This is a genomic window from Rothia mucilaginosa, assembly GCF_001548235.1.
GTDB classification, from domain to species: domain Bacteria; phylum Actinomycetota; class Actinomycetes; order Actinomycetales; family Micrococcaceae; genus Rothia; species Rothia mucilaginosa_B.
The window spans coordinates 1,314,214-1,338,925 of sequence record NZ_AP014938.1 but is presented as its reverse complement, the minus strand read 5'-3'; the positions used below and the strand labels follow the sequence as shown (position 1 = coordinate 1,338,925).

The 24,712-nt window shown below is 60.0% G+C and carries 17 protein-coding genes and 1 pseudogene; 6 read left to right on the top strand and 12 right to left on the bottom strand.

What is annotated here, in order from left to right:
- Position 1: 1 nt before the first annotated feature.
- The 6 genes from RM6536_RS05205 to RM6536_RS09155 all read right to left on the bottom strand — a co-directional run bounded on the left by RM6536_RS05205 (position 2) and on the right by RM6536_RS09155 (position 6,163).
- Positions 2-1,216, bottom strand: a complete 1,215-nt coding sequence (locus tag RM6536_RS05205) for a peptidoglycan-binding domain-containing protein (RefSeq protein WP_060824320.1) — start codon at positions 1,214-1,216, stop codon at positions 2-4.
- A 196-nt stretch (positions 1,217-1,412) separates the two neighbouring features.
- Entirely contained in the window at positions 1,413-2,315 is a 903-nt protein-coding gene (locus RM6536_RS05200) for a hypothetical protein (RefSeq protein WP_005504617.1), read from the bottom strand.
- A 93-nt stretch (positions 2,316-2,408) separates the two neighbouring features.
- The gene (locus tag RM6536_RS05195; protein WP_060824319.1) at positions 2,409-2,741 is read right to left on the bottom strand and encodes a hypothetical protein; all 333 of its coding nucleotides are present in this window, start codon (positions 2,739-2,741) and stop codon (positions 2,409-2,411) included.
- A gap of 450 nt (positions 2,742-3,191) precedes the next feature.
- Positions 3,192-4,118 carry a phosphoribosylaminoimidazolesuccinocarboxamide synthase gene (locus tag RM6536_RS05190; protein ID WP_005504616.1) on the bottom strand — a complete coding sequence of 309 codons (927 nt, stop codon included), beginning with the start codon at positions 4,116-4,118 and terminating at the stop codon, positions 3,192-3,194.
- A gap of 268 nt (positions 4,119-4,386) precedes the next feature.
- Entirely contained in the window at positions 4,387-5,670 is a 1,284-nt protein-coding gene (gene purD / locus RM6536_RS05185; protein WP_049340963.1) for a phosphoribosylamine--glycine ligase, read from the bottom strand.
- A 151-nt stretch (positions 5,671-5,821) separates the two neighbouring features.
- Positions 5,822-6,163: a hypothetical protein gene (locus RM6536_RS09155; protein WP_171840176.1), complete on the bottom strand. Its 342-nt coding sequence runs from the start codon at positions 6,161-6,163 to the stop codon at positions 5,822-5,824.
- 571 nt (positions 6,164-6,734) lie between these two features.
- Between RM6536_RS09155 and RM6536_RS05175 the strand changes: the two genes are divergently transcribed.
- The 5 genes from RM6536_RS05175 (at position 6,735) to RM6536_RS05155 (ending at position 14,024) form a co-directional block, all read left to right on the top strand.
- The gene (locus RM6536_RS05175) at positions 6,735-7,862 is read left to right on the top strand and encodes an asparaginase (RefSeq protein ID WP_060824318.1); all 1,128 of its coding nucleotides are present in this window, start codon (positions 6,735-6,737) and stop codon (positions 7,860-7,862) included.
- Between the two features lie 2 nt (positions 7,863-7,864).
- Positions 7,865-8,317 carry a sterol carrier family protein gene (locus RM6536_RS05170; protein WP_102033516.1) on the top strand — a complete coding sequence of 151 codons (453 nt, stop codon included), beginning with the start codon at positions 7,865-7,867 and terminating at the stop codon, positions 8,315-8,317.
- Between the two features lie 240 nt (positions 8,318-8,557).
- Complete coding sequence (gene purF / locus RM6536_RS05165; RefSeq protein ID WP_060824317.1) at positions 8,558-10,309, top strand: amidophosphoribosyltransferase; 1,752 nt, start codon at positions 8,558-8,560, stop codon at positions 10,307-10,309.
- Positions 10,309-11,454, top strand: coding sequence for a phosphoribosylformylglycinamidine cyclo-ligase (gene purM, locus RM6536_RS05160; RefSeq protein WP_060824316.1), 1,146 nt, complete (start codon positions 10,309-10,311; stop codon positions 11,452-11,454). The genes purF and purM overlap by 1 nt, the downstream gene beginning before the upstream one ends.
- 638 nt (positions 11,455-12,092) lie before the next feature.
- Complete coding sequence (locus RM6536_RS05155) at positions 12,093-14,024, top strand: S8 family peptidase (protein ID WP_060824315.1); 1,932 nt, start codon at positions 12,093-12,095, stop codon at positions 14,022-14,024.
- Between the two features lie 109 nt (positions 14,025-14,133).
- Here RM6536_RS05155 and RM6536_RS05150 read toward each other — a convergent pair whose 3' ends face one another.
- Positions 14,134-16,041 carry a S8 family peptidase gene (locus RM6536_RS05150; RefSeq protein ID WP_060824314.1) on the bottom strand — a complete coding sequence of 636 codons (1,908 nt, stop codon included), beginning with the start codon at positions 16,039-16,041 and terminating at the stop codon, positions 14,134-14,136.
- Between the two features lie 620 nt (positions 16,042-16,661).
- On the opposite strand from RM6536_RS05150, the gene RM6536_RS05145 reads away from it, so the two are divergent.
- Complete coding sequence (locus tag RM6536_RS05145) at positions 16,662-18,380, top strand: S8 family peptidase (RefSeq protein ID WP_060824313.1); 1,719 nt, start codon at positions 16,662-16,664, stop codon at positions 18,378-18,380.
- 219 nt (positions 18,381-18,599) lie between these two features.
- Here RM6536_RS05145 and RM6536_RS05140 read toward each other — a convergent pair whose 3' ends face one another.
- From RM6536_RS05140 to RM6536_RS05120, 5 genes and pseudogenes are all read right to left on the bottom strand, one after another.
- The gene (locus RM6536_RS05140; protein ID WP_012902888.1) at positions 18,600-19,793 is read right to left on the bottom strand and encodes a bifunctional glycosyltransferase family 2/GtrA family protein; all 1,194 of its coding nucleotides are present in this window, start codon (positions 19,791-19,793) and stop codon (positions 18,600-18,602) included.
- Positions 19,790-20,859, bottom strand: a pseudogene (locus tag RM6536_RS05135) (phosphodiester glycosidase family protein). Before RM6536_RS05135 ends, RM6536_RS05140 begins: the two are co-directional and overlap by 4 nt.
- Positions 20,860-21,227: 368 nt before the next feature.
- Positions 21,228-21,437: a DUF3073 domain-containing protein gene (locus RM6536_RS05130; RefSeq protein WP_005504588.1), complete on the bottom strand. Its 210-nt coding sequence runs from the start codon at positions 21,435-21,437 to the stop codon at positions 21,228-21,230.
- 367 nt (positions 21,438-21,804) lie between these two features.
- On the bottom strand, positions 21,805-23,523 hold the full coding sequence (locus tag RM6536_RS05125; RefSeq protein WP_060824312.1) for a carbohydrate-binding domain-containing protein: 1,719 nt from the start codon (positions 23,521-23,523) through the stop codon (positions 21,805-21,807).
- Between the two features lie 237 nt (positions 23,524-23,760).
- Positions 23,761-24,681 (bottom strand): polyphosphate polymerase domain-containing protein, encoded by a 921-nt coding sequence (locus RM6536_RS05120; protein WP_060824311.1) that lies wholly within the window; start codon positions 24,679-24,681, stop codon positions 23,761-23,763.
- Positions 24,682-24,712: the final 31 nt, after the last annotated feature.

Sequence of the window (24,712 nt, the reverse complement as noted above, 5' to 3'; positions counted from 1 at the left end):
TTTAGCGCTCCTTCAGCTTCACGACGGTACCTGCCTTGAGTTCTGCAGCGGGGTTGACGAGCTCGCAGATTCCGGCGGAGCACACGCCAAGGGTGACGGGAACGCTCTGACCGTTCTCCAGGGTGATGGAGTGCGTTCCGTTTTCTTCGGTTTTGACGGCTGCTTCGAGCACCGCGAGGGCGTTTTCAACGCCTCGGTTGAGAGTGACGGTGGCTTGAAAACGTGTTGATGCCGTCGTGTTTTCCGGCAAGTCGATTGTGATGGGGTAGCGTTTCCGCGCAGTAGCTCCCGGTGCGGAGGTATCGCTGTTAGGTCGCGCGCTGTTCTGCGCACCGTTGGAGGCACCTGCGTTAGCGCCGCCGTCAGCGTTAGTTGAGCCTTCGGGTGTGAGGGCCGCGCCCAGAGTGCCTTCGAGCGGGCTTCCGTTATCGGTAAGAATCTGGACTTTCTGTCCTTCAGCGAGTTCATTGCTGAGAGCGCTACCGTCCGCGGAGAGTACCAGACGGTATCCACCCGCGGATAGGGTGCACAGCGCCGGAGTTGAGGTTTGGCCTTTGGTACCGCAGCTGTTGTCTACGGTGTATTCATTGCCGTCAGCGAAGAGGTATTCAGAGAGCGGCAGGGCAGTGTTGTAGCGTCCTTCTTCGGTTCGGTCAGTATCCCCGGGAGGGTAGTAGCCACGATCCAGGTAGAAACGGTAGACAGCGTTGGCGGTTGCTTCGCCGTAGTTTCCTTCCTCATCCCAGATACTGTAGCCGAGCGATTCTAGAGCTTCTTGGAGCTGTTTAACATCATCGCCGCGAGCGCCTACGGCAAGGTCGCGGTAGGCGGGAATACTACCCTTGAACGCAATGATGGGACGCTCATTGATAGTGGTGATAATTGAGCCGTTACTCAGCTGGGTACCCGCCTTGGCGCCGTCCCTGGTCACCACTCCTTGAGGGGTTCCTACGGTGTAGCTTCGGGCGGGTGACACGCTGACTTCTCCCGAGTAGGTGCGGGTAACAGTCTGCGTGCTGATTCGGGTTGTTAGTTGCGCGGCGCGGGACGGCTGCGCATTGGATTCAACATTGGTGCGTAGCCCCGTATTAAGTGCGTAGATGGAGAACCCGCCGGTGATGACGAGCAGAATGACGAGCACCGGAACCAGGTAGGCGCGTATGGTTGCCGTCGTGGCGGCGCGGCGGGGGTTTTCTGAACTCTGCTGCGTGTTCATGGGTTCACCTTTCTGCGGTGAAATATGGGGCGGGACTAGGGGTAATTGCTGAGGGTAACAACGTGGCGGGGGTTGAATAAAGGGGTGTATCCTCTGCTCTCATCCGCGGGTGAACGCGGTTGAGAGCAGAGGACCGGTAGAAAATTTTCGCTAGAAAATGTCCAACGAGGAATCAGCGTTTACTGGTTGCCGTTGGCTAGTTGCCGTTGACTAGAGCTGCGGCACGCTCCTGTGCCTGACGTTCAATATCGCGTACTTCAAGGATGAGCGGCTCATGCTCATTGAGCCAGGTCGCAGCCTTTTCGTAGTAGATATTCTGTGCCTTAGTCAGGATTCCAGTGGACTTTTGGCAGTTGTAGTCAGCATGAGCTAGGGATTGCTCTTCCGCATTGGCGGCGGCATTGGCTGCCTTATACTTACCCCAGGTTTTCTCTGCGTAGCTGGGAGCATCTCCGAAGTGCTGGATATCGGTGTATCCGCTTTCTTTCATGCATGCACCGTAGGTGGTGTCATTACGGTAGTATTTCCCCATTTCTTCTACTGCGTTATTTTTGGATCCACCCACGATGAGCTCGTTAATGAAGTTGATGTATTTGAGGTAGTTTTCTGCTGAGCCAAAGACAGCCTCTGCCGCACGTCCCAGGCATGAATCTGTTGCCATGCCGGTCTGGGAACCGTTACTCATCGTGATGGTAACGGTTTTGCTGTCTGCGGCTTGGGGGTCGCCTTGAAATGCTTTCCGATATGCCGGGTTTTCCATCGCGGGTGCATTGCTGGAGCTAGCGTTGCCCTGCCGGGTGGATAAGTACCCTTGGGTGGCCGCTTCTTCGTTGGCGAAGTGGGCGTCACTCATCGCAAGTTCATGAACGGAGCTGCCGTCAATAATGTTCTGGCTACCGGAGTAGGTGAAGGACTTCTCACTCATGCACTTTTTGACCTCGTTGACGAGGGCCACGTTAATATCCGGGGAGGGATTCTCGTAGCTTGCCAGGACATTACGAATGTCTTGCTTAACTTCAACAGTGGTGGAGCAACTCGATACGCCCAGGCAACAGGCAATACCGATAAGGGCGAGGGGTGTGAAGGGCTTCTTTGCCATGGACTTCATCTTTCTCAACAGTAAGGAGCAGGGAAGGTAGGAGCCTAAACCCTAAGAGTAGGCTCCTACCCTCTGACAGATGTAGTGTCGTAGTTACCGGGAAACTACATAATCAGTAGTGTCGTTGGCGGTATCACCAACATAGTAAAACACCTGTCCTGGGTTAATGTGGAAGGTAACATTGTTTCCCCACCAGTTAGTGTTAATACCCCTGAGATGGCCGCCGGTCCAGTTGGCTGCTGACGAAAGCATATTGTCGGGGACATCGATGAAGTTGCTGAAACCAGAACGAACCAGTTCACCCTTGAGACCAACATGGTCGTATGCGTGAAAATCAGCGTGAGCAGCGGGCATAGCTGCCCCAACCGACAAGGCGGCGGCAACGCCGATAGCGGACAACGCACGGACAAAAGTAGAACGCGACATAGCGAATCTCCTTATTGCTTAGGTAGGAGTCTGAATTACTGACCCCCATGAGTGGATATACCATCTTGTCGACATATAACTATTTACATCGATTCACCGCATAAAGGGGATCATGCAACTTACATATGTGATTTATTGCGTTTTATATAAAAAACGCAACTTGTTAGACGGTAGAAGAATCATAGCAAGGCTCTATATTTAGATGCAATGAAAATCTGCATCATTATGTAGTGATTTAAATCATATAAATATCTACTTGTGTGTATCGTATCAAGAATAGATTCAGGACGTTTTATAGACTTCCAGAGACATTCACAGCGAAGATAAGTGCAACGGCTAGGCTTCCCCCTCAATCGCATAAACCCACATAGCTAAAGGGCGGTGCCCCGGAAGAATGACCTTCCGGGGCACCGCCCTTTATCAAAGACTTATTGAGCCCGAATATTCGGTTTAGAACTTCGTGCCGGTCAGACGCTCATACGCCTCAACGTAACGGGCACGAGTCTTCTCCACAACCTCCTCAGGCAGGTGCGGCACGTTATCCGAACCGTCCCAACCCGCCTCCGGGGAACGCAACCAGTCACGCACATACTGCTTATCAAAGCTCGGCTGCGCACGACCCGGCTCATACTGCTGAGCGTCCCAGAAACGCGAAGAATCCGGAGTCAGAACCTCATCACCCAGGGTGATCTCGCCGCGGTACGAATCAGTACCGAACTCCATCTTGGTATCCGCCAGAATAATGCCCTGCTCACGAGCAATCTTCTCCGCAGTGGTGTACAGGCTCAGGCTCAGCTCCTCCAGGCGCTCACCCACCGGCTGACCAACCTCAGCGTACAGCTCCTCACGGGTCACCAGCTCATCATGCTCACCCACCTCAGCCTTACCGGTCGGAGTGAAAATCGGGGTGTCCAGGCGGGAACCATCCACCAGACCCGCAGGCAGCTTCACGCCAGCAATCTCACCAGTCTCGTTGTACACAGCCAAACCCGAACCGGTCAGGTAACCGCGCACAATGCACTCCACCGGGAACATGTTCAGGGAGCGGCAAATCATTGCTCGACCAGCCACAACATCCGGAACGTCAGTGGACAACACGTGGTTCGGAACCTGCTTAAGCTGCTCAAACCACCACAGGGACATCTGAGTCAGAATCTTGCCCTTATCCGGGATCTCGGTGGGTAGAATACGGTCAAACGCGCTAATACGGTCCGAGGCAACAACCATGACCGAACCGGCACGCAGCTCAGCGTCATCATTGACAGTCAAGCCGGTAGCGTCAAAACGTTCCTCATTCGGAACGTACAGGTCACGGACCTTGCCGGAATAAATGTGAGTCCAGCCCGGGATTTCCACGGGGTTAGAACGAGAAGTCATGAGAATTTCTCCTGATGAGGTGGTGTGATGTGGATGCAAAAAGTCTGTGTAATTACAATACCGCGACAGGTGCGGCTACCGATAGTGCCAACCAGTCATCAATACGGCACAATCTTGAGAGCCCAACCTACCCCGGTCGCCGCCGACAGCACCCCGAGCCGAGGAAATGAACCCGGGAAAAGCTGAGGCTGCGAGGGATAAAGAAGCGAGTGGCAAAGAAGCGACCGGCTCCCCCACCCTCAAGCGGGGAAGCCGGTCACCTTAGGTTTTAGCCGCGCGGGGCGGGAATGTGGATGCGGTTCTCCACAGCCTTCAGCGCGATGTCGGTGCGGTACTGCGCGCCAGCCCAGGAGATAGCGCGAACGCCCTCGTAGGCGGCGTCGCGGGCGGCGCCCAGGTTCTCACCGAGCGCCACGACGGCCAGCACGCGGCCGCCGGCGGTGTGGATTTCCTCGCCGGAAACCACGGTGCCCGCGTGAATCACGTGCACGCCCTCCAGGGCGTTCGCCTCATCCAGGCCGGAGATAACGTCACCCTTGCGGGGAGTGTCAGGGTAGTTCTCAGCAGCCATAACCACGTCCACTGCGGTGCGGGGATCCCAATCCAGCTCGGTACCCTCAGAAATTTCACCGCGAGCAGCCGCACGCAGCAGCTGACCCAGCGGGGTGCGCAGACGCGCCAGAACCGCCTGGGTTTCCGGGTCGCCAAAGCGGGCGTTGAACTCGATAACGCGCACGCCGCGGCTGGTCACAGCCAGGCCGCAGAAGAGCACACCCACGAACGGGGTGCCGCGCTCAGCCATACGAGCCACGGTCGGGCGGGCAACCTTCTCCACGACCTCCTGCACGAAGCCCTCGGGCAGCCAGGGAAGCGGGGTGTAGGCGCCCATACCGCCGGTATTCGGGCCCTCATCGTTGTCAAAAATGCGCTTGAAGTCCTGAGCCGGGGACAGCGGCAGAACGTTCTTACCGTCAGAAATGACGAAGAGGGACACCTCGGGGCCGTCCAGGAACTCTTCGATGACCACGGTACCGCCAGCGTTGAAGCAAGCCTGAGCGTGCTCCAGTGCTGCGGTGCGGTCCTCGGTCACCACAACGCCCTTACCTGCTGCCAGGCCGTCGTCCTTCACCACATAGGGTGCACCGAACTCGTCCAGGGCAGCCTGCGCCTCAGCAGCATTCGTTGCCACGTAAGCGCGGGCAGTCGGCACGGAAGCCTCTTCCATGACCTGCTTAGCGAAAGCCTTAGAACCCTCCAGCTGAGCGGCAGCTGCGGAGGGGCCGAAAACATCAAAACCCGCCTCACGCAGTGCGTCAGAAACACCGGCGACCAGCGGCGCCTCCGGGCCAATAACGACCAGGTCGGCGTTCAGTTCGCGTGCCAGGGCGGTTGCCTGGGCGGGGTCATTCGCATCAATTGCATGGACGGGAACATCCTGGGCAATGCCGGCGTTGCCGGGGGCGCTGTGCACCTCGGTTACCTCAGGGTCGCGCAGAAGCGCTCGAATAATTGCGTGTTCGCGGCCGCCGGGGCCCAGTACCAAAACCTTCATGCTATTCAGGGTACCCGGTATCACTCTAAAAACGTGAGCTGGGCTCACTAAAAATGCGGCTCTTCTCATGTAGCGGCACATTCGTAAGAATGCACGCTAGAGAAGAGCCGCACAGCGCGGTAACCGAAGCTACCGAATCAAGCTAAAAGCACTAGATGAGGGCGGTAATGGCAGCCACACCACCGAAGACAATACCCGGGAGGTTCGCGATGATAATCGGAACATCCTTCTTGGGGCGCCACAGACCGTACAGAACCCACAGGGTGCAGTTCACCGCAGCGACCAGCGGCTGGATCCAGTCACCCTTGTGACCGTTCAGGTTACCGATAATCTGCGGGAAGTAGAAGACATACATGAGCACTGCGGTCACAGAAGCAACGCGAGCCAGGATGGGGAAGAACTTTGCGTGGAATTCAGAATCCACGCCCACGCCACCCTTGGGGGAGACGTTCTGTGCGGAGGTGTTTGCGGAGGTGTTGTTCTGCTCTGCCATGGATGTACTCCTTTACATGGTTTGCCGCTCACCAATCAAGAGTGAGTTGAGGGGTAAGGGGCATTAAGCGATGCATACTCGTACCGGGTCACGTCTAACTAGTTTCGCCTAGATATAGAGGCCCCGGGACTGCATCAATTGCGTACTGGATACATTACGCCCGTTCTCAGACTGCATATTGGGGCATGTCAGAGATGATGAACCGTGGATACACTCATAGCTCATCGATTGACGGGGTGGGGTTTTGCTCATCTGCCGCTGCCTTGGTCATCGCCATGTTCATGAGGCGGTACGTCGAGGCGCCAGAATGGTTCGTCGGGCGTCAATCGTGGTCGGTCCTATGCGGTGCTGGGTTTTTCGGTTCGTGCGGGCTGCGCCTCGCTCACTTACCTTAGTCTTACCCGTTGCGCTTGAGCACACTTCAATTATAAAAATGAATTACTCATAGCTTCAACTCGCAGTAAACGTGAATCTCTTCACAGGGCTCTCCCTCGACGGTGCCAGCCCATCCTAGCTCCGCGCCACCAGAGACAAATAGGGTCAAGCCGCACGCCCCGTTTAAACTAGAAGAATGACCAACAGCACCACCCCACAGGCAACCACTCACACCACCGACCACAGCAGCGCCTTCGACGTAGAACTCGCGCAGCTCACCCGCAACGACCTAGTCGAAGCCACCTACCGCGGACGCCTCGTCGTCCTCTCTCCCAAGGGAGAAGTCGCCCTGAGCCTCGGCGACGCCCGCAAGCCTTTCTTCTTGCGCTCGGCGCTCAAGCCACTGCAGGCCATCGGATCTATGAAGGCGGGCGCACCCCTGCGCGGTTCCCAGGTCGCCATCGCCTGCGGTTCGCACCGCGGCACCTTCGAACAGATGCGCGCCGTGCAGGACGTACTCACCCAGGGCAGCACCGAAACCAACCCGCTCACCCCGGCAAACCTGGCGCTCAAGCCCATGCTCCCTGCCGATAAGCAGGCACGCCAGGCAATGACTCAGGCGAACCTTGCCGCTACTGCCCTGGCGCACCCCTGCTCCGGCAAGCACGCAGCATTCCTGTGGGCGTGCACCGCCAAGCTTGAGCGCGGCGACCTCGAAGAGGGCTCGCAGAATTGGACCCTGCACAACTACCTCGACCCCGCACACCCGCTGCAGCAGGTCATCACCGAAGAAATTGAGGCGTTCACCGGCGAGCCGGTAGCCACCATCGGCGTTGACGGTTGCGGCGCACCCGTGCACGCCGTCTCCCTTGCCGGTGCCGCACGCGCCTACTCGACCCTCGGCTCAGCAATCCGCAACCTCGGGGCGGATGCGCGCGCCTCCACGGTCGCCACCGCCATGGTGGACTACCCCGAACTGATTCAGGCACCCGGCTCCCCCGACACCGTGCTCAGCGAAGAACTGGACGCAATCGTCAAGGGCGGCGCGGAGGGCGTGCTCTGCATTGGTCTGCGTTCGGGCGCGTCCGTGGTGGTGAAGATGAGCGACGGTTCGCACCGCGCCATGTACGCCGTGGCTCTGCGTGCTCTGCAAGCTGGCGGCTACCTGAGCGCCGAGGAATGCGAGCGCCTGCTCGCGCTGGTGGTGCGTCCGGTGACCGGCGGCTACGTGGACGGCAAGCCGGTTGTGGTGGGTGAGCTGCGCGTACATGAGGAGCTTTTCACCCGCGAGGATTTGGTTCCCGGCTCCCCGGAAGAGAACTAGTCATGGCGATTCGGCGTAAGACCAGCGAAGAAGCGGGCATGGCGGCGGTACGCGAAGTGCGTGCTTTCTTTGAGACGCAGCGTGCGGCAGTCGGCGAGCCTGCAGATGTGCATGCCCAAGGCGAGTACCTGCTGAACAGCGCCGAGGTGGAGCAGGCGTTTGCCGCGCTCCCCCGCTCGGTGCGTGCGACCTTTGTGCGCTTCACCTTGGAGGAGCTGGCAACCCTCGCCCCCGGCAATAGTGTGGAGGTGCGTGTACCCCCGCTGGGTGTGACTCAGTGTATTGCTGGCCCCCGCCATACGCGCGGCACTCCCCCGTCCGTTGTGGAGGCGCGTCCGCTCGTGTGGGCGGCGCTGGTTCTGGGTGCCTGTTCGTGGGCGCAGGCGGTGAGTGCCGGTGCGCTGGATGCGTCGGGTGAGCGTAGTGACCTTTCGGGTTTGTTGCCGCTCTTCTAGAATTCGCTACGAGCTCACAGGTCCACGCAGTTTTCGTGATTTGGCGTGTTTGGTGCCTGTTCTAGTGGTCCATCCTGAGGTATTTAGCGTATCCTTCACCACGTCTACATTGAAACCCGGTACACTTTTAAAGGTCTGGTGTATGCTACCGCACACACAGGCAGGTGCGAGTACAGAAACACACGTCCGTCTTGCGCCTGCGCAGACGCATCCGCAGTCCCAACGTCGAAAAGAAGTGAATTGATTCGTCCCGACGGAAAACTCACTCACGACCTCGATCCGATTGACCACGGCCCCAAGGACGCCTGCGGCGTCTTCGGCGTGTGGGCACCCGGCGAGGACGTGGCAAAGCTAACCTACTACGGTCTGTACGCACTCCAGCACCGCGGCCAGGAATCAGCAGGTATCGCAACCAGTAACGGCAAACGCATCCACGTGTACAAAGATATGGGACTCGTCTCCCAGGTCTTTGACGAAGCCACCCTCAGCTCCATGCCCGGCGACCACGCTATCGGCCACGCCCGATACTCCACCACCGGCGCATCCCACTGGGCTAACGCACAACCCACCCTCGGTACCACCCCGCACGGCACGCTCTGTCTGGCGCACAACGGTAACCTCACCAATTCCGCTGACCTTTACGACCGTATCCTCGAAAAGAACGGCGGCAAGCCCCCCAAGCACGGTGAGCTTGCTCAGGGTAACACCACCGACACCGCACTCGTTACGGCTCTACTGGCAGAGCATGACTTCGATTCCCTTGAAGAAGCAGCGCTCGACCTGTTGCCGACCCTGCGCGGTGCTTTCTGCCTCACCTTCATGGATGAGAACACTCTCTACGCCGCACGCGACCCGCAGGGTGTACGCCCCCTCGTACTCGGTCGCCTGGAGCGCGGCTGGGTTGTCGCATCCGAAACCGCGGCACTTGATATTGTCGGCGCATCCTACGTGCGTGAAGTGGAGCCCGGCGAATTCCTCACCATTGACGAGAACGGTCTGCGTTCCCAGCGTTTCGCAGAAGCTAAGCCCGCCGGTTGCGTCTTCGAGTACGTCTACCTCGCACGCCCGGACACCACCATCTCCGGCCGTAGCGTCTACGAATCCCGCGTAGAAATGGGCCGTCAGCTCGCCCGCGAACACGCTGTTGAAGCTGACCTGGTCATGCCCACCCCCGAATCCGGTGTTCCGGCTGCTATTGGTTACGCCGAAGAGTCCGGCATCCCCTACGGTAACGGCCTGGTCAAGAACGCCTACGTGGGCCGAACCTTCATTCAGCCCTCGCAGACTATCCGCCAGCTCGGTATCCGCCTGAAGCTGAACCCGCTGAAGTCCGTGGTTGCCGGTAAGCGCCTCGTCGTCATTGACGACTCCATTGTTCGCGGTAACACTCAGCGTGCCCTCGTGCGTATGCTCCGCGAAGCTGGCGCGAAGGAAGTGCACGTGCGCATCTCCTCCCCGCCCGTGAAGTGGCCCTGCTTCTACGGTATTGACTTCGCCTCCCGCGCGGAGCTGATCGCTAACGGCCTGTCCGTGGACGAAATCGCTTCCTCCCTGGGTGCCGATTCTCTCGGCTTCATCTCCCAGGACGGCATGATGGCAGCCACCGAGCAGCCCGCCGAAAACATGTGCACCGCATGCTTCACCGGCAAATACCCGATCGAGCTGCCGAGCGAGGAACGACGCGGCAAGTCCCTCTTCGACGCTGGAGAAAAGGGCAAGGGCGGACCCCTCGCCGGCAAGGCAGCTGAGGTGACCGTGGAGCGCCCCGTCCCCTCCAAGCCTGAGCACGCCGAGGCAGTCTCCATTGAAACCCGCGAAGGAACCGAAACTCTCGAAACGAAGTTCGACCCTTCCGCAGTACAGGTTGCCGCAGACGATGCCGGTATGGGCATGTGCAACCCCGGCCCCGACGCCGACCTCGAGGCATTGCTCACCGAGCAGGACCGCATCCCCGCAAACTCCTCCGCTACCGCTACCCCGAAGGAATCCTAATGAGCGAGAACACCACCACCGTAACCTACGCGAGCGCAGGTGTTGACGTAGAGGCTGGCGATCGCGCCGTTGAGCTGATGAAGGGCGCTATCAAGGCGACCCACAACTCCTCCGTCGTTGGTGGCGTGGGCGGCTTCGCGGGCCTGTACGATGTCTCCGAGCTCGTCAAGTACCGCAAGCCCTACCTGGCTACCTCCACCGACGGTGTGGGCACCAAGGTCGCTATTGCGCAGGCACTCGATATTCACGACACCATCGGCTACGACCTGGTCGGCATGGTCGTGGACGACATCGTGGTCTGCGGCGCTAAGCCGCTGTTCATGACCGACTACATTGCCACCGGCAAGGTCGTTCCCGAGCGTATCGCTGACATTGTGCGCGGTATCGCTGGCGCATGTGCACAGGCTGGCACCGCCCTGGTTGGCGGCGAAACCGCTGAGCACCCCGGCCTGCTGGCCGAGGATGAGTACGATGTCGCCGGTGCCGCAACCGGTCTGGTTGAAGCGGACGAGCTGCTCGGCCCGGACCGCGTGCGCGAGGGTGACGTGCTGATCGCTATGGCGTCCTCCGGTATTCACTCCAACGGCTACTCCCTGGTCCGCAAGGTCCTGAACGTAGCCGGCTGGGGCCTGGAGCGCCAGGTGGACGAGCTGGGTCGCACCATCGGTGAGGAGCTACTCGAGCCCACCCGCGTGTACGCGGCGGACTGCCTGGATCTGGCGGCGGCATTCCCCGTCAACGGCGAGGACGGCACCACCGGCAGCGGTGTACGCGGCTTCTCCCACGTGACCGGCGGCGGCCTGGCTGCTAACCTGGCTCGCGTTCTGCCTCAGGGCCTGGAGGGTCGCGTGGACCGCTCCACCTGGCAGATTCCCGCCATCTTCTCCCTGATCGGTTCGCTGGGCAACGTGCCCCTTGCCGACCTGGAACGCACCCTGAACCTGGGCGTGGGCATGATCGCTATCGTTGACCCCTCCGTGGCTGAGGCTGCTACCAAGCGCCTGAACGACCGCGGTATCCCCTCCTGGATTATGGGTGACGTTGTTGCCGCCGGTGAGCCCGAGGCTAACAACCCCGATTACGTTCAGGGCGCTAAGGGCGTGGACGGCGGCGCGGTTCGCCTGCTGGGCTCCTACGCTTCCTAAGGACGCTTTCTCCAGTAGGTAGCGAGCGCCAGCGTGCTGGTGTTGATGATTCTATAGACCGGGGCGGTCACCGATGCGGTGGCCGCCCCGGTCTGTGTGTCTACCGGAGGTGCGTGCTGTCCAGCGTATTGATGCCAGCTTTTTATTTATTTTCACGCGCATTTCAGGCTATTTTTATTTTTTGCTATCAACTGCATTTTTAATGCATTCTAGTGCTTACACCACAGTGTTAAAACATTTATTTCTCTCCCCTGTCAGCAAGAGGTACCGCATATCCTGCCTCGCACATTCCAACCCTCAAGCTTTACTTACATAAACTCTCAATCATTGGGCGCTATTCAGCCTCCAGAGGTTGATTTTCTGCACATTAACCCGTGAAAAGCACCTCAAAAATCCCTCAAGTTCACCTTGAAGTGATACCTTAGAAATGTACGTTGCACACCGTCCAAAAAGGGTTCTTTCGGTACGAAAAAGGGTCTACAAAACACTATTCCCTCACCCCATTCATTACTTCAGCGCGCCCAAAAACAGGCCCCTTTGCCGCCCCGCAAAAACCCTATGCGCACCTCGTGCACCTACAGACGGAAACACCAGTACACATCACACAGTTCGCATACCACCTACATCAGGAGAACCAGATGAGGCTTCCATACATCGGTGCGCAGCGCACCGAAACACCTCCTCGCCCCCGCACCCGCCGCAAGCGCCCCGCACGCGCAGCCATGAGCCTGCTCGCCGCCGGCGCCATCCTCTTCGGAGGCGACCTGCCCGCCGTCCTCGCGCAGGCACCCAGCGACGAAGCCATCCTGGCAGCAGCTCAGGCAGCACCCCAGATCGAAGGCCCCGTCAGCCCCCTCACCCTCACGCGCAACGGCGCGGCACGCCCCAACACCCCCACCGCGGCGGCACCCGGCACGCTCCCCCAGCAGAACTTCGACCGATTCATCGTCACCTACACCAACGAAGCCAAGCAGCGCAAAATGCTACGCGACGGTGACTGGGACGCAGTCCGCGGCATCGTTGACGACATCATGGACACCGTCGACGTCGTCAGCGAAGCGCTGAACGTCGACACCAAGTTCCTGCACAACACCTCCACCGATGACGCCGTCATCCAGACCTCCAAAACCCTCAACAAAAACGAGGCAAAGGAGTTCATGGAGAAGGTCGCCTCCGACCCGGATGTAGCCTCCGTCGAGCCCGACTACATCAACTACCCCGCCGCAGAGGGCGACATCACCTTCCAGTTCAACGACCCGCAGTACAGCAAGCAGTGGAACCTCACCAACCCCACCACCGGCGTTCAGAACACCGGTAACGCGCGCCTGCGCCGCGGCGCAAACGTGAAGGTCGCCGTACTTGACACCGGCTACGTACCGCACCCCGACCTGGTCACCGGAATGGCGAACGGCTACGACTTCGTCAGCGACCCCCTCAGCGCCCGCGACGGCGACGGCCGCGACCCCAACCCCAGGGATGAAGGCGACTACGCACCCTACAACCTTTGCAAGGACCAGGCGAACGCCCACACCTCCACCTGGCACGGCACCAGCGTTGCTGGCATTATCGGTGCCCGAGGCAATAACCGCATGGGCATCGTCGGCGTTGCCGACCTCGCCCGCGTGCAGCCCGTGCGCGTACTGGGCCGATGCGGTGGCCGCACCTCAGACATTGCCGACGCCATCATCTGGGCTGCTGGCGGACACGTTGACGGAGTACCGGACAACGCCTCCCCCGCCAAGATTATCAATATGTCCATCGGCACCGTAACCCAATGCCCCGCCGCGTACCAGCGCGCCATCAACATTGCACGCTCCAAGGGCGCAATCGTGGTCGCCGCGGCAGGTAACGGCAACACGGAGGCGTCCAAGTACGCGCCCGCCAACTGCATGGGCGTCATCACGGTTGGTGCAACCACCAAGGCTGGCACGCGAGCATCATTCTCGAACTACGGCACGAGGGTTAACATCTCCGCACCGGGTGAAAACATCCTCACCCTGTCCATGAACAGCCTCGACCGCCCTGATAACACTAAGTTCAGCTACGACTATGAGAGCGGCACCTCCATGTCGGCACCGCACGTCTCCGCTCTGCTGGCGCAGCAGCTGGTCAACGGCACCTCCATGACCACCAAGCAGGTCGAGGAGGCGTTCACCCTCGCGGGGGGAAACCGCATCAAGTGCGATAAGTATTTCTGCAGCCGAGGTATTATCAACAGCTTCAACCTGGCTAAAAAGGCTGGAAACCTGGACGCGAACGGTAGGGTGACCTACCTGCGACCGCGCAAGATTATTTCTAAGGGCCTGAGCGCCGGAGCGTCCAACACCAAGATTGCAGACAGGGCCGCCACCGACGAGGCAGCCGAGGCGACAGCAGAAGCTCTCACGGCAGGAGCCAACGGCGAGAGCCTCACCGGCGACTACGACCGAATTCCCGGCGCGCCCGCCATGGAAATCCCCGAAGATGCCCAGGTCTACGACTTGAACGGTGACGCCGAGCCCGTCACCCAGGACGAACCGCTGGTCACCAACCCCGCGCAGAAGCCCCGCGAGGCAGACGAGCAGCACTAAGCTACCCGTAGCGTAGCCAGACCCGGTTCACGGGCAGAGCGAAGCCCCCGATGAAAGAACTCATCGGGGGCTTTTCGCGTCTAAAAAGAGTTTCGGCTAGTAACAGTGACTAGCGGTGGGTACCGGTCGCGAAGCCCAGGTAACCATTGTTCGGGTAGCCGCTGCTCGGGTAGGTGTTCGCAGATGCACCGTACCAGGAGCGGTAACGCGGGGTGTGGTCGTGACGCGGACGCGACGGGTAGGAGGGGCGAGTCACCGGGCGGGACGGGCGGGTCCTGGCCTTCGGAGCCGGGGTCACCTTCGGTGCAGGGGTTACCTTCGGTGCGGGGGTCTGCTGACGCTTAGCGTCCTCTTCAGCCTTCTTGCGTGCCGCCTCTTCAGCCGCCTTCTTACGTGCGGCCTCCTCCTCAGCCTTCTTGCGTGCCGCCTCAGCTGCGGCAGCCTCCGCAGCCTCACGGTCGGAGCGGACCTGCTGAACCGCGCGGGCCGCATTCACAATGCCGGAACCGCACGCGGACTGGTCGCACTCAACGCCCTGAGAGGTGGACTGCAGGGCCTTCTTCGCCTGAGCGTACGTCAGCTTCGGGTCGACCGACTTCATGAGCGCCACAATACCGGCAACATGCGGTGCCGCCATGGAAGTGCCCTGGTACTCGGCGTAGTCAGCCTTACCGGGAGCGGTCTTGCCGGCGTTCAGGGTGGAGAGAATACCGCCACCCCAGTAGCGGCGGTCGCCACCGGGCGCGCTCACGTCCACGCGGGAGCCGTAGTTGGAGAAGTAGGAGCGCTTGCCGTTCTTATCGGTTGCGCCCACATTGATGACGTCCTCGCAGTTGCCGGGGCTGGACTTCGAGGCATCAAAGTTGTTGTTACCCGCTGCGACGACCACGATGGAGCCGCGCTTATTCGCCTGAGCAATCGCCTGGCGGTACGGGGTGATGCAGGTGCCCTCGCTACCGATGGACATGTTAATGACCTGGGCGGGGTTCTGGTTTGCGGGGACACCGCGCACGCTACCACCGGCAGCCCAAATAATGCCGTCGGTAATGTCCGAGTCGAATCCACCGCAGGCACCCAGAACGCGCACGGGCACGATCTTCGCCTCGGGTGCTACACCGGCAATGCCCTCATTATTGTTCGCGATAGCGGCAATAGTGCCCGCCACGTGGGTGCCGTGCCAGTCGGAGGCGGTCGCCTTCGAACCGGTGAAGCACTGGTTGTCTACGGTCCAGTTGCCGGCGTCGGTCGGGTCGGAGTCGCGGCCGTTACCATCGTTGGAGAACGCCGACTCGGCAATAAAGTCGTAGCCGGGCAGCACGTTAGCGTCCAGGTCCGGGTGGGCGGTAATGCCGGAGTCAAGCACCGCCACGGTCACGCCCTTGCCGCGGGTGGTGCCCCACGCCTCCAGGGCGGAGATACCCTTCTCACCGGTGAGGGACCACATTCGGTTCATCTTCGGGTCGTTGATCTTGACGGTCTCCGAGGTGTTATCCACGGTGGCGTAGCGGCGCATATCTGGCGACACGGAGGCGACCTTGGAGTTCGCGCTCAGGGCGTCCATGTACTGCTGCGCCTGCGCGGGGGTGAGCTCCGCGGAGGTGGTGACCACGCTGGCATCCAGCGCGGTGGAGCGGACGTAGCTGGTCTTAATGTTCAGCAGCTCGTCAATGCTCTGCACCTCGGAGGTGATGCCCGCGTAGAGTGCGTCGTTCCAGGTTGCCTGCTGGGTGCCGGCGGCCGCGGACCAGTCAATCTGATCTGCGGTGGCATCGGTGGAGGCGGCGTTCTTCGCCTCATCGGTGTAAGTGATGATGAAGCGGTTGTATGCCACGGGCGCGGACTGGGTGGTGTTAGAAGCCTGTGTCGCCACAGAAGCCTGGGTTGCGTGGGTAGCCTGCGCGGTGGGTGCCGCCACGGCGGGGATCACGCTTGCCGAGAGCAGGCAGGTTGCGGTGACGAAGCTCAGCAGGGAACGCTGTGAGGAGCGTGCCTGCGAGGGGCGAGCAATGCGAAGCATGGACGTCCTTGAGGTGAGTGGTACCGGGTGCGCACGATGCGGCGTAGCGTTGCCGACTCGCGTTGAGGGCGCAGAGTGAGGTGTGTGTACTCGGTACGAGTGAATACGGAAGAGTGAGGTGTTGGTGCGTATTGTGGGCTGTGAAGTGGTTCCACAATGTGCGTGCACGGGTACGCACCGTGAGATACTCTAGCACCCTTTTGGGGTTACTTTATGAATAAAATAACCTTTGTGATGCAGGTCATTTTATGCATAGATGAGTAAAACTTAAATCACTACTTTAAGTCGCGAGAGTATTCCGACTAGGCATTTCTTTATCTGCATTTACATGAAAGAAAAATCTCATTATTTACGCCACACTATCGAGTTTTAGCCCCGCCACACATAGAAAAAGGTGCTAGGATAGCGATATCTCACCACATAAACTACTTCCGATGAACTCCCGCACGGGGGTTTAGAGAAAAATACACATCAATGCAGTGATGTGCATTTTCTTTTTCTATTCGCTCCTCACAAGCAAATATGCAAAAGAATGCAAATATTTTCTCGAAGGTGCATTTATGTGAGTGGATGACCAACCCACTTGCCGCTTCCGGCACTCACATACGCAAAGGACCCCGATGTCTTTTACCACTCACCCCTCAGCGCGCGGTGTCGCACGCACCGCGCTGAGCCTGGGCACCGCCGCAGCACTCGTCACGACCCTGGGCGCCCCCGCATCCTTCGCGGCACCCGCCAAGGCTAACGGAGCCGAGCGCGCCAAGGCGCACACCACCATTTCCTCCCTCAGCTCCGCACAGCAGAAGGCAGGCTTCAACCGATTCGTTATCACCTACACCGATAGCGCTCTGAACGCAGGTGGCATCAACTGGGCAAGCCCCGCAGGCACCCAGGTTGCCACCTGGAACGATGCCCTCTACCAGGGTCTCACCTCCGAGGTGAAGAGCGTCGATGACCTCTTCAAAATCAAGACCAGCTACGTACGCACCACCGCTCAGAAGGCAACCGTGGTGACTCTCTCCTCCAAGCTCACCGCGGAGCAGGCAGAGAAGTACATGGCGGCGCTGAGCTCTAACCCCTCCGTCGCGTCGGTTGAGCCCGACCTGCTGCGCCGCTCCAACGCACGCACCCGTACCGCCGCAAACTCCAAGGTCGCTCAGGTAGCCCAGGCTGCCCAGGCGTCGAACCAGGTTGTGGCGCCGAACGACACCCTCTACCCGCAGCAGTGGAACCTGCACGGCACCAAGGGTCTGGCTACCCCCGAAGCGTGGAAGACCACCCAGGGTGCCGGCGTGACCGTTGCTGTGATTGACTCCGGCATCGTCAAGCACCCCGACCTGGACGCTAACGTCCTGCCCGGCTACGACTTCATCACCGAGCCCTCCATTGCTCGTGACGGCAACGGCCGCGACTCCGACCCGACCGACCAGGGCAACTGGGAAGAAGCGGGCGTCTGCGGTGCTGATGCAGAGGCAAGCGAGTCGAACTGGCACGGCACCCACGTTGCCGGCTCCATCGCGGCGATTATGAACAATAAGCGCGGTATCGTCGGCGTGGCACCCTCCACCAAGATCCTGCCCGTGCGTGCCCTGGGCATGTGCGGCGGCTACGACTCCGACATTGCGGATGCAATGGTTTGGGCAGCCGGCGGCACCGTTGAAGGCGTTCCTGCGAACTCCAACCCCGCCAAGATCATTAACCTCTCCCTCGGCGGCGAAGGCACCTGCCCCGCAACCTACTCCAAGGCTATTGCTGAAGTGAACAAGCGCGGCGCGATTCTCGTTGTCGCTGCTGGTAACGATGGTCAGGACACTTCCAAGGTCGCTCCGGCTAACTGCGGCGGTTCGATCGTGGTGGGCGCTACCGACCAGAACGGTAAGCGTAGCGACTTCTCCAACTACGGCAAGATTGTTGATGTGAGCGCTCCCGGCAGCAACATCATGTCCACCGTGGATCTGGGTACCACCGTGTCCACCGGCGCAGGCTACACCGAGTACGACGGCACCTCCATGGCAGCACCCCAGGTTGCTGGCGTGATTGCTCTAATGAAGTCCGTGGATCCCTCGCTGAACGCTGAGCGTGCAAAGCAGATTCTGAAGCAGAGCTCCAAGCCGCTCACCTGCGATGTGAACGGTTGCGGTTCCGGCATTGTGAACGCCGCGAGTGCACTGGCTATGGTGCAGGGCAAGAAGGACCCGAACCCGCAGGCAAAGCCCTGGCCGAAGCGTGCACCCAAGCACCCGACCCGTGCGGCTCGTGTTGGTTACGTGACTAACCCGGCTGTTAACCACAACCCGCCGTTCCTGATTACTGCCCACGGTCTGATTCCCGGTCAGTAATCGGCATGTTGCCAGCTCGGAAGCCGGTGAGCCAATAGGCTTCTGAAGGATGCCACATACAAAAAGCCCCCGTTGAGTTTTCTCAGCGGGGGCTTTTCGTGAACAGAAACGCTGCGGCTTTTGGTGCTGCAGCTTGCTTCTCCCACCCACCCTCACGACTGACAGGTGGGAGAAATCTTGGGGTACGCCCCTAACGAGCTGGACGCTAGGGTAGACGAGCTAGGGGCGTACCTGGGAGGCGCGCGCACCGGTACGGATACCTGCTGCCTCCATGCGAGCGGACTCGTAGCTCACCGCGCGCAAGCCGGAAGAGGCGGCGATTGCCTGAGTCTTTTCTCGCGTATTTTCCTGACGCTGGGTGGGTAGAAAAACCCAGCGGCGCTGGACCGCGAAGCTGATCGGGATCAGAATCAGTTCGGTCAGGATCTTAGCGACCAGCAGGGACGCGCCCAGGCCAGTCAATGCTTCCATCAGAGCCGCGTTGGCTGCGAGGATACCCACCGCCAGCACGGTGTACCGTACCAGCGAGGAGGATGCCGAGGGGCGTGCGCCTCCGTCGTGCATGAGCATTCGGTTGACGGTGAAGTTCGTCAGCGCCGAGATGATGCGGGCACCGACCACGGCTACCAGTAGCGGAGCGCCCATGCCCACCAGGACGAAGAGGGCGATAGCATCCACGAGGAAGCCGGTCAGGAAAGACGATGCCAGGAAGGCAAGCAGCGGTGCGTAGATGAGTGCCGAGTCCTGCAGGGGCCTAAAGTGGCTGGTCGGGTTGCCGGGCTCGTAGACCTTCACGATGGGTACCTGCACCAGTTCCACGTCTGCGCGGGTTGCGCGTAGCAACATGGAGAACTCGTACTCGTACTTATCGCCGGGAATCTGCAGCAGCCAGTCCAGGATCTGCGGGGTGAAGCCTCGCAGACCGGTCTGGGTGTCTGCCACGCGGGCTCCGGTCGCCAGGGCGAAGAAGCCTACGGTTGCGCTGTTGCCAATTTTGGAGCGCAGCGGCACCCTGGTGCCTTCTTCGCCGGCGTTCGGGTCGGGCTTGGTACGCACGCCGAGGATGATGCTCCGCTGACCTGCCACCGCGGCGGTTTCGGTGCGCACGCCCACACGGAAGATGTCCCGAGGTAGGTGCTGGCCGTCCGCGTCGGCGGTGACGATGACCTCGCCGGGGCGGTTTGCTTTCGCCCAGGCGATGCCGGTGCGCAGTGCCGCACCCTTGCCCCTGTTGGCGGGGTGGGTCTGCACGGTCACGCCGTCGATGCGCAGTTCGGTAAAGATGGGTGCGTAGGCGCTACCGGATCCGTCGTCAATCACGAGGATTTCGGCGTCCGGGTCCTGTGCGTGCAGGGCCCGTGCAAGGCGGACCAGTGATTGGTCCGGCTTATAGGCGGGTATCAGGATAATCACGATGCGCTCCCTGCAATGTAGAGAATGTCGCTGGTGCCACGTTCCTTGGTGCCACCCTGCGGGCGGTTGACCAGCTTATTGTTGAAGACCATGGCGGAGGAGCCACCACCGTCCAGGTTGTAGGCGCTCACGCAGCCGAGGTCCTTGAACATCTGGGCGAACTCGGGCATGGTCACGCCACGCGAGTAGTTGGTGGAGCGGCCATCGACCACGATGAAGACCAGGTGGTTGGTGCCAAGCACGCCCACACCGGTTCGCGGCTGGTTGCCCTGGATGGAGTGGTTACCGAAGTTGGTGTCCACCTCGACGCTGTCGATGCCGTCGACGATTGCGGAGTCCTTGACCAGTGCGGGGCCGAAGGAGAGGGTGTTCCACACACCCTCGCTGACGAGGGTCTGGGCATTGGTTGCGGTTTCGTCGTAGAGCTTGACGGAGCCGTCGCGGTAGAAGGCCAAACCCTCGCGAGCGCCGGAGTCACGGTAGACAACACCGTTTCGGATCACGATGCCGGTGGTACGGAAGCCGTAGTAGTCACCGTTGATCGCCCAGATGCCATTGTGTTCGGACGCCATGTTCGAGGGGTGTCGATGATGTTCTGGCCGAACTTGTTGTTGGCGAAGGCGCTTCGCAGCAGGGTTGCATTGTCGAGCTTGATGTCCGCTACGAAGGAGACGACCGCATCGGAGCCGCTACCGGTGGTGGTGGAGGTGATGGTAATCGAGCCTTCGTTAGCGGTGAGGCTCTGACCGTTGACCTTCACGCCGGTCAGTTCGGTGGGGTCTGCGGTGGCAGATCCGGAGGCGCTTGCGTTTGCCTGAGCTGCTGCCGCCTCGTAGGCGGTGGTGTCTTCGATTTCGGTGTGCTCTGCCAGGTAGCGGTTGTACGCCCAGCCTGCGCCGCCGCCAACTACTGCGAGTGCGCCGAGGCCGCCGCCGATGAAGATTCGACGGGTGAGCTTCTTCTTGGCTAGCTTCTGCTCTGCGGCGGTTTGTGCTGCGTTAGCTTGTTCTGCCGCGGTCTGGGTGGTCTGGTCAATGTTCTGAGTCATGTTCTGTTCGTTGTTCATGTCTCTAGAATGCCGGCCTATTCTCTGTGCCAGGCATGACTAAGCTGTGCAGAAGCTATGTATGCTTATTCATTTCAAGCTTTTTTATTACCAACTACGCTCTATTACCAGATGGCTCTATGCATATCTATGTATAAACATGTGCATTGGCTTTGTGCTCCACATAGTTAAGACCCCCGCCGGCAGCCCACCCTTGCGCTCACATCCGGGTGCATCCGCACAAACTGCAGGCATGAACAAATTGGGGGGGCACGAAACAAACTGCGGGCACGAAAAAACCGGCTGAGCACCCCGTGCGGGGCCTCAAGCCGGTTCATCATCTATGAAATACGCTCGGTCGATATACACCGAATCATTCCGCGTATTCTTTATGCCTCATCCTCGTAGGACGCGTACTTTTCTGCGTATGCCGAGTAGTCGTCCTCGTCGTCATAGCGACGGCGGGACGAATCGGAGGACTTCGTTTTCTTCGCGCTGCTGAGCTCGCGCTCGAGTGCGCTGTAGTCGGTCTCGGGGCTGAAGTACTTCATCTCCCGAGCCTGCCTAGTTGCTTTAGCCTTCTGACGGCCGCGCCCCATGGCGTGACCCCCTCTTTCATCCTGTCCGAGGCGAACAGCGCGCGCGGCGCATCGCTCTCGGATCGTTCAACAGTCTTTACTACACTATAGAGTACCCTGTTTCAGCCCTGAATGTCTCGCTCAACGGCACCTATTTTGCGTATCAAAGCACTTCTTCGCACCGGAACAACCGTTTTATTTTGCACCCGCGGCTTTTTACCCCAGACGCCACACACCCTATATAACACGTAGCCCCGCATCGGATATATCACTACATCCGATGCGGGGCGGGTGTCTCTGCCTCCGGCTCACTCACAAGACCGGGGTCGGAGAGGGTACCGTGCCGGTCATGACATCCAGCACGGAGCTTGAGGGGCACTCCTGCCGCTTAGCTTGCAGTGAAGGAGCCCAGCGAGGTGGCGTTAGAAGCCAGGGTGGTGCTGGAGGCATCCACGCTATCGGTGGTGGTGTACACGGTGTAGCTCTCGCCCTTGGTGATCTTGGAGCTGGAGACCAGGATCAGTGCGGTGCTGGAGTTAGTCACCTTGTAGTTCGCCACCACGTTACCGGAGGAGTCGGCAACCTGTACGGTGGTGCCGGCGCTCAGGTTCGATACGTTGCTGATCTTCACGTAGCCGCTGGTGGAGTTGGTCGAGGGCGCCTCGAACATGTCACCGGAGTTACCCGCGGCCACGGTCGTGCCGTTGAGCAGCAGGTCGCCGTTGGTGTCCAGGGATGCGTTACCACCGGTGAAGGGACCGTTCACAATCAGCGTGCCACCGGAGAGGGTTGCCGTACCGTTGGAATCGATGCCGTCGCCGTTCGTGTTCACGGTGACGGTACCGCCGGAGATGTTGATGGTTGCGTCGACGACCTCGAAGGTGCCGCCGCCACCCATGCCGCCACCTGCGCCACCACCAGCCGGGGGCTGACCCATAGTGCCCGAGGGAGCCTGACCGCCACCTGCAGGTGCCTGACCTGCGCTACCGCTGGGCGCCTGGGGTGCAGAGTTCTGGCCATTCTGCGCGCTCTGCTTAGTCGAGGTTGCAGTAGTCGAGGTTGCAGTAGCCGACTCAGTGCTGGTCGAGCTAGTGCTGGTCGAGGTGGTGCTGTACGAGGCGTTGATACCGTCATCGGAGCTGGTCACGTTCACGGTGCCGTCCAGGATGTTGATGTACTGCGCCTCGATACCCTCGTTCGCCTGGGTGATGTTCAGGGTACCGCCGGAGATTTCAAGCACGCGCTCAGCCTTGAAACCGTCATCACCTGCAGAGATGTTCACGGTACCGCCGCTCAGGCGTACCCAGCCGCGGTTGCCGTCGGTGTCGTTAGTTGCCTTGATGCCGTCCTGGCTTGCGGTCACGGTGATGGTGCCGTCCAGAATATCGACGTAGTCCTTACCCTTGATGCCGGTGTTTGCCGCGTTCACTTCCAGGGTGCCGGAGGCAATGACCAGGCCGTCGGAGGTGTGGATACCCTCTTCGTACTTACCTTCAACCTTCAGGGTGCCTTCGCCCGCCAGGGTCAGGTCACTCTTGGAGTAGATAGCTGCGTCGGGGCTGCCGCTGGCGGTATCGGAGTAGGAGGAGCCGTCAGAGACGGTGTTGGTGGTACCCGAGGCGGTGTAGATAACGACCTCGTCCGCCTCAACAACGTTGATAGCAGCACCGGTGGAGTTGGTGACCGTCGCGTTGTTCAGAATCAGGCGGACCATGTCGCTGTCGGCTGCCTCAACCTTGATCTGGCCCTCGTAGGTGCCGGTGAGCTTGTAGTTGCCCGCCTTGGTGATGGTGATGACGCCGTCGCTGACGGTCACGCCGTCGGTCGCGGTCGGGTTAGAAAGATCGATAGTGACTTCGCTGGAGGAATCCCAGGTCAGATCCTTCGCGGAGTAGTGGGTGTCCTCGGCGAGCTTCGCGCCGCTCTTCACGTCGGTGGAGAAGGAGTCTGCCACCTTCGACGTGGTGCCCGAAGTGCTCGAAGCGGAGGTACTGATTGCACTCGAAGCGCTGGCATTCGATGCCGAGGTTGCCGAGCAGCCGGTCAACGCCAGGGCTGCCAGGAGGGTAATGGAGGTTGCGCTCTTGATCATATTGCTCTTTTTCACGGGTTTTCCTTTGTGTTTTGGTGACTACTCGCGGAGAGCTTTGCGCCACAGGTTTAGGGAGTACAGGTTGTATGTGAAATGTGAATATGTGTGAGAGCGGTTATTGCCTGTGTGGGGCGAATAAAGCCGATGTTGTGCTTGGTTCGGGGGTATAGATGAGGGGCTGGGGGTGCGGGTAAGGTAGGTGCACTACCCTACCCGCGCATCCCAGATTGCCGTTTTAGGCAGGTTGCTGTTTTAGGCGGCTGCGAAACGCTCGGTCAGCAGCTTCTGGTAATCCTCTTCGGTCATGTCATCCACGTTCAGGCGGGTGCCGTCGACCGGTTCCAGGTGCATCCAGTTCTTCAGGGTTTCTTCCCACTTGTTGCTTGCCAGCTGCGGGTTCAGCGCCGCCATACCGGTTGCAAACTTGGAAATCTTCGCGGGGGTGATGCCCGCATCCCAGAGGTGCTGGTCTGCCACGGAGGGCTCCACGCCGGACTTGGTTTCGATGATGACCGCATTCGGCAGGCCGTAAGTGGTGCCGATCAGGTTGCCGTGGAAGTTACGGTAGTTCACGCCAGCCATAAGGATGTTCTCAGACATGGGGGTCCAGGTCAGGGCGTTATCGACGGTCATGCGGGAGGCGACCGGGTTCTTCTTGCTCTGCGGCAGGAAGACCGTGGTACGGCGGTAGCCGGTGCTCAGGACCGCCTCCAGCCTGTGCACGGGGCCCGCGAGGATATCGCCGAGTGCTGCGGTGATGTACTCGTGGCCTTCCGCGGTCAGCTGGTCGCGCTTCTCAAAGATGTACGGGATACGCTTCTTGACGGTCATATCCTGCTCACCGTCGGTCTTGACCTCCAGGAAGGTCAGCTTCGAGTCCAGGTAGCTACGGGTACGGATCTTGAAGGTGTCGTCGCGGCTGTAGGCTGCCGAGTGGTAGCTCTGCATCTGCGGGGTGTCGAAGTAGACCGAGTCGTAGGCGAAGTCGCGCTGGCCCTTGATGTCCATGACGGATGCGTCTGCATCGAGCGTGGAGAGTACCTTGGCGGCGGTTTCTGCGTCGACAATGTACTTGCGGTCCACACGGGTCTGCATGGCTGCCTTTTCGTTCATGGCTTCGAGGCTGATGCTCTTCCACTCTGCGGGGATGATGTTTGCGGCTGCGTTAGTCATGGGTCTTCGTCCTTCTGGGGTGCCGTCCCTG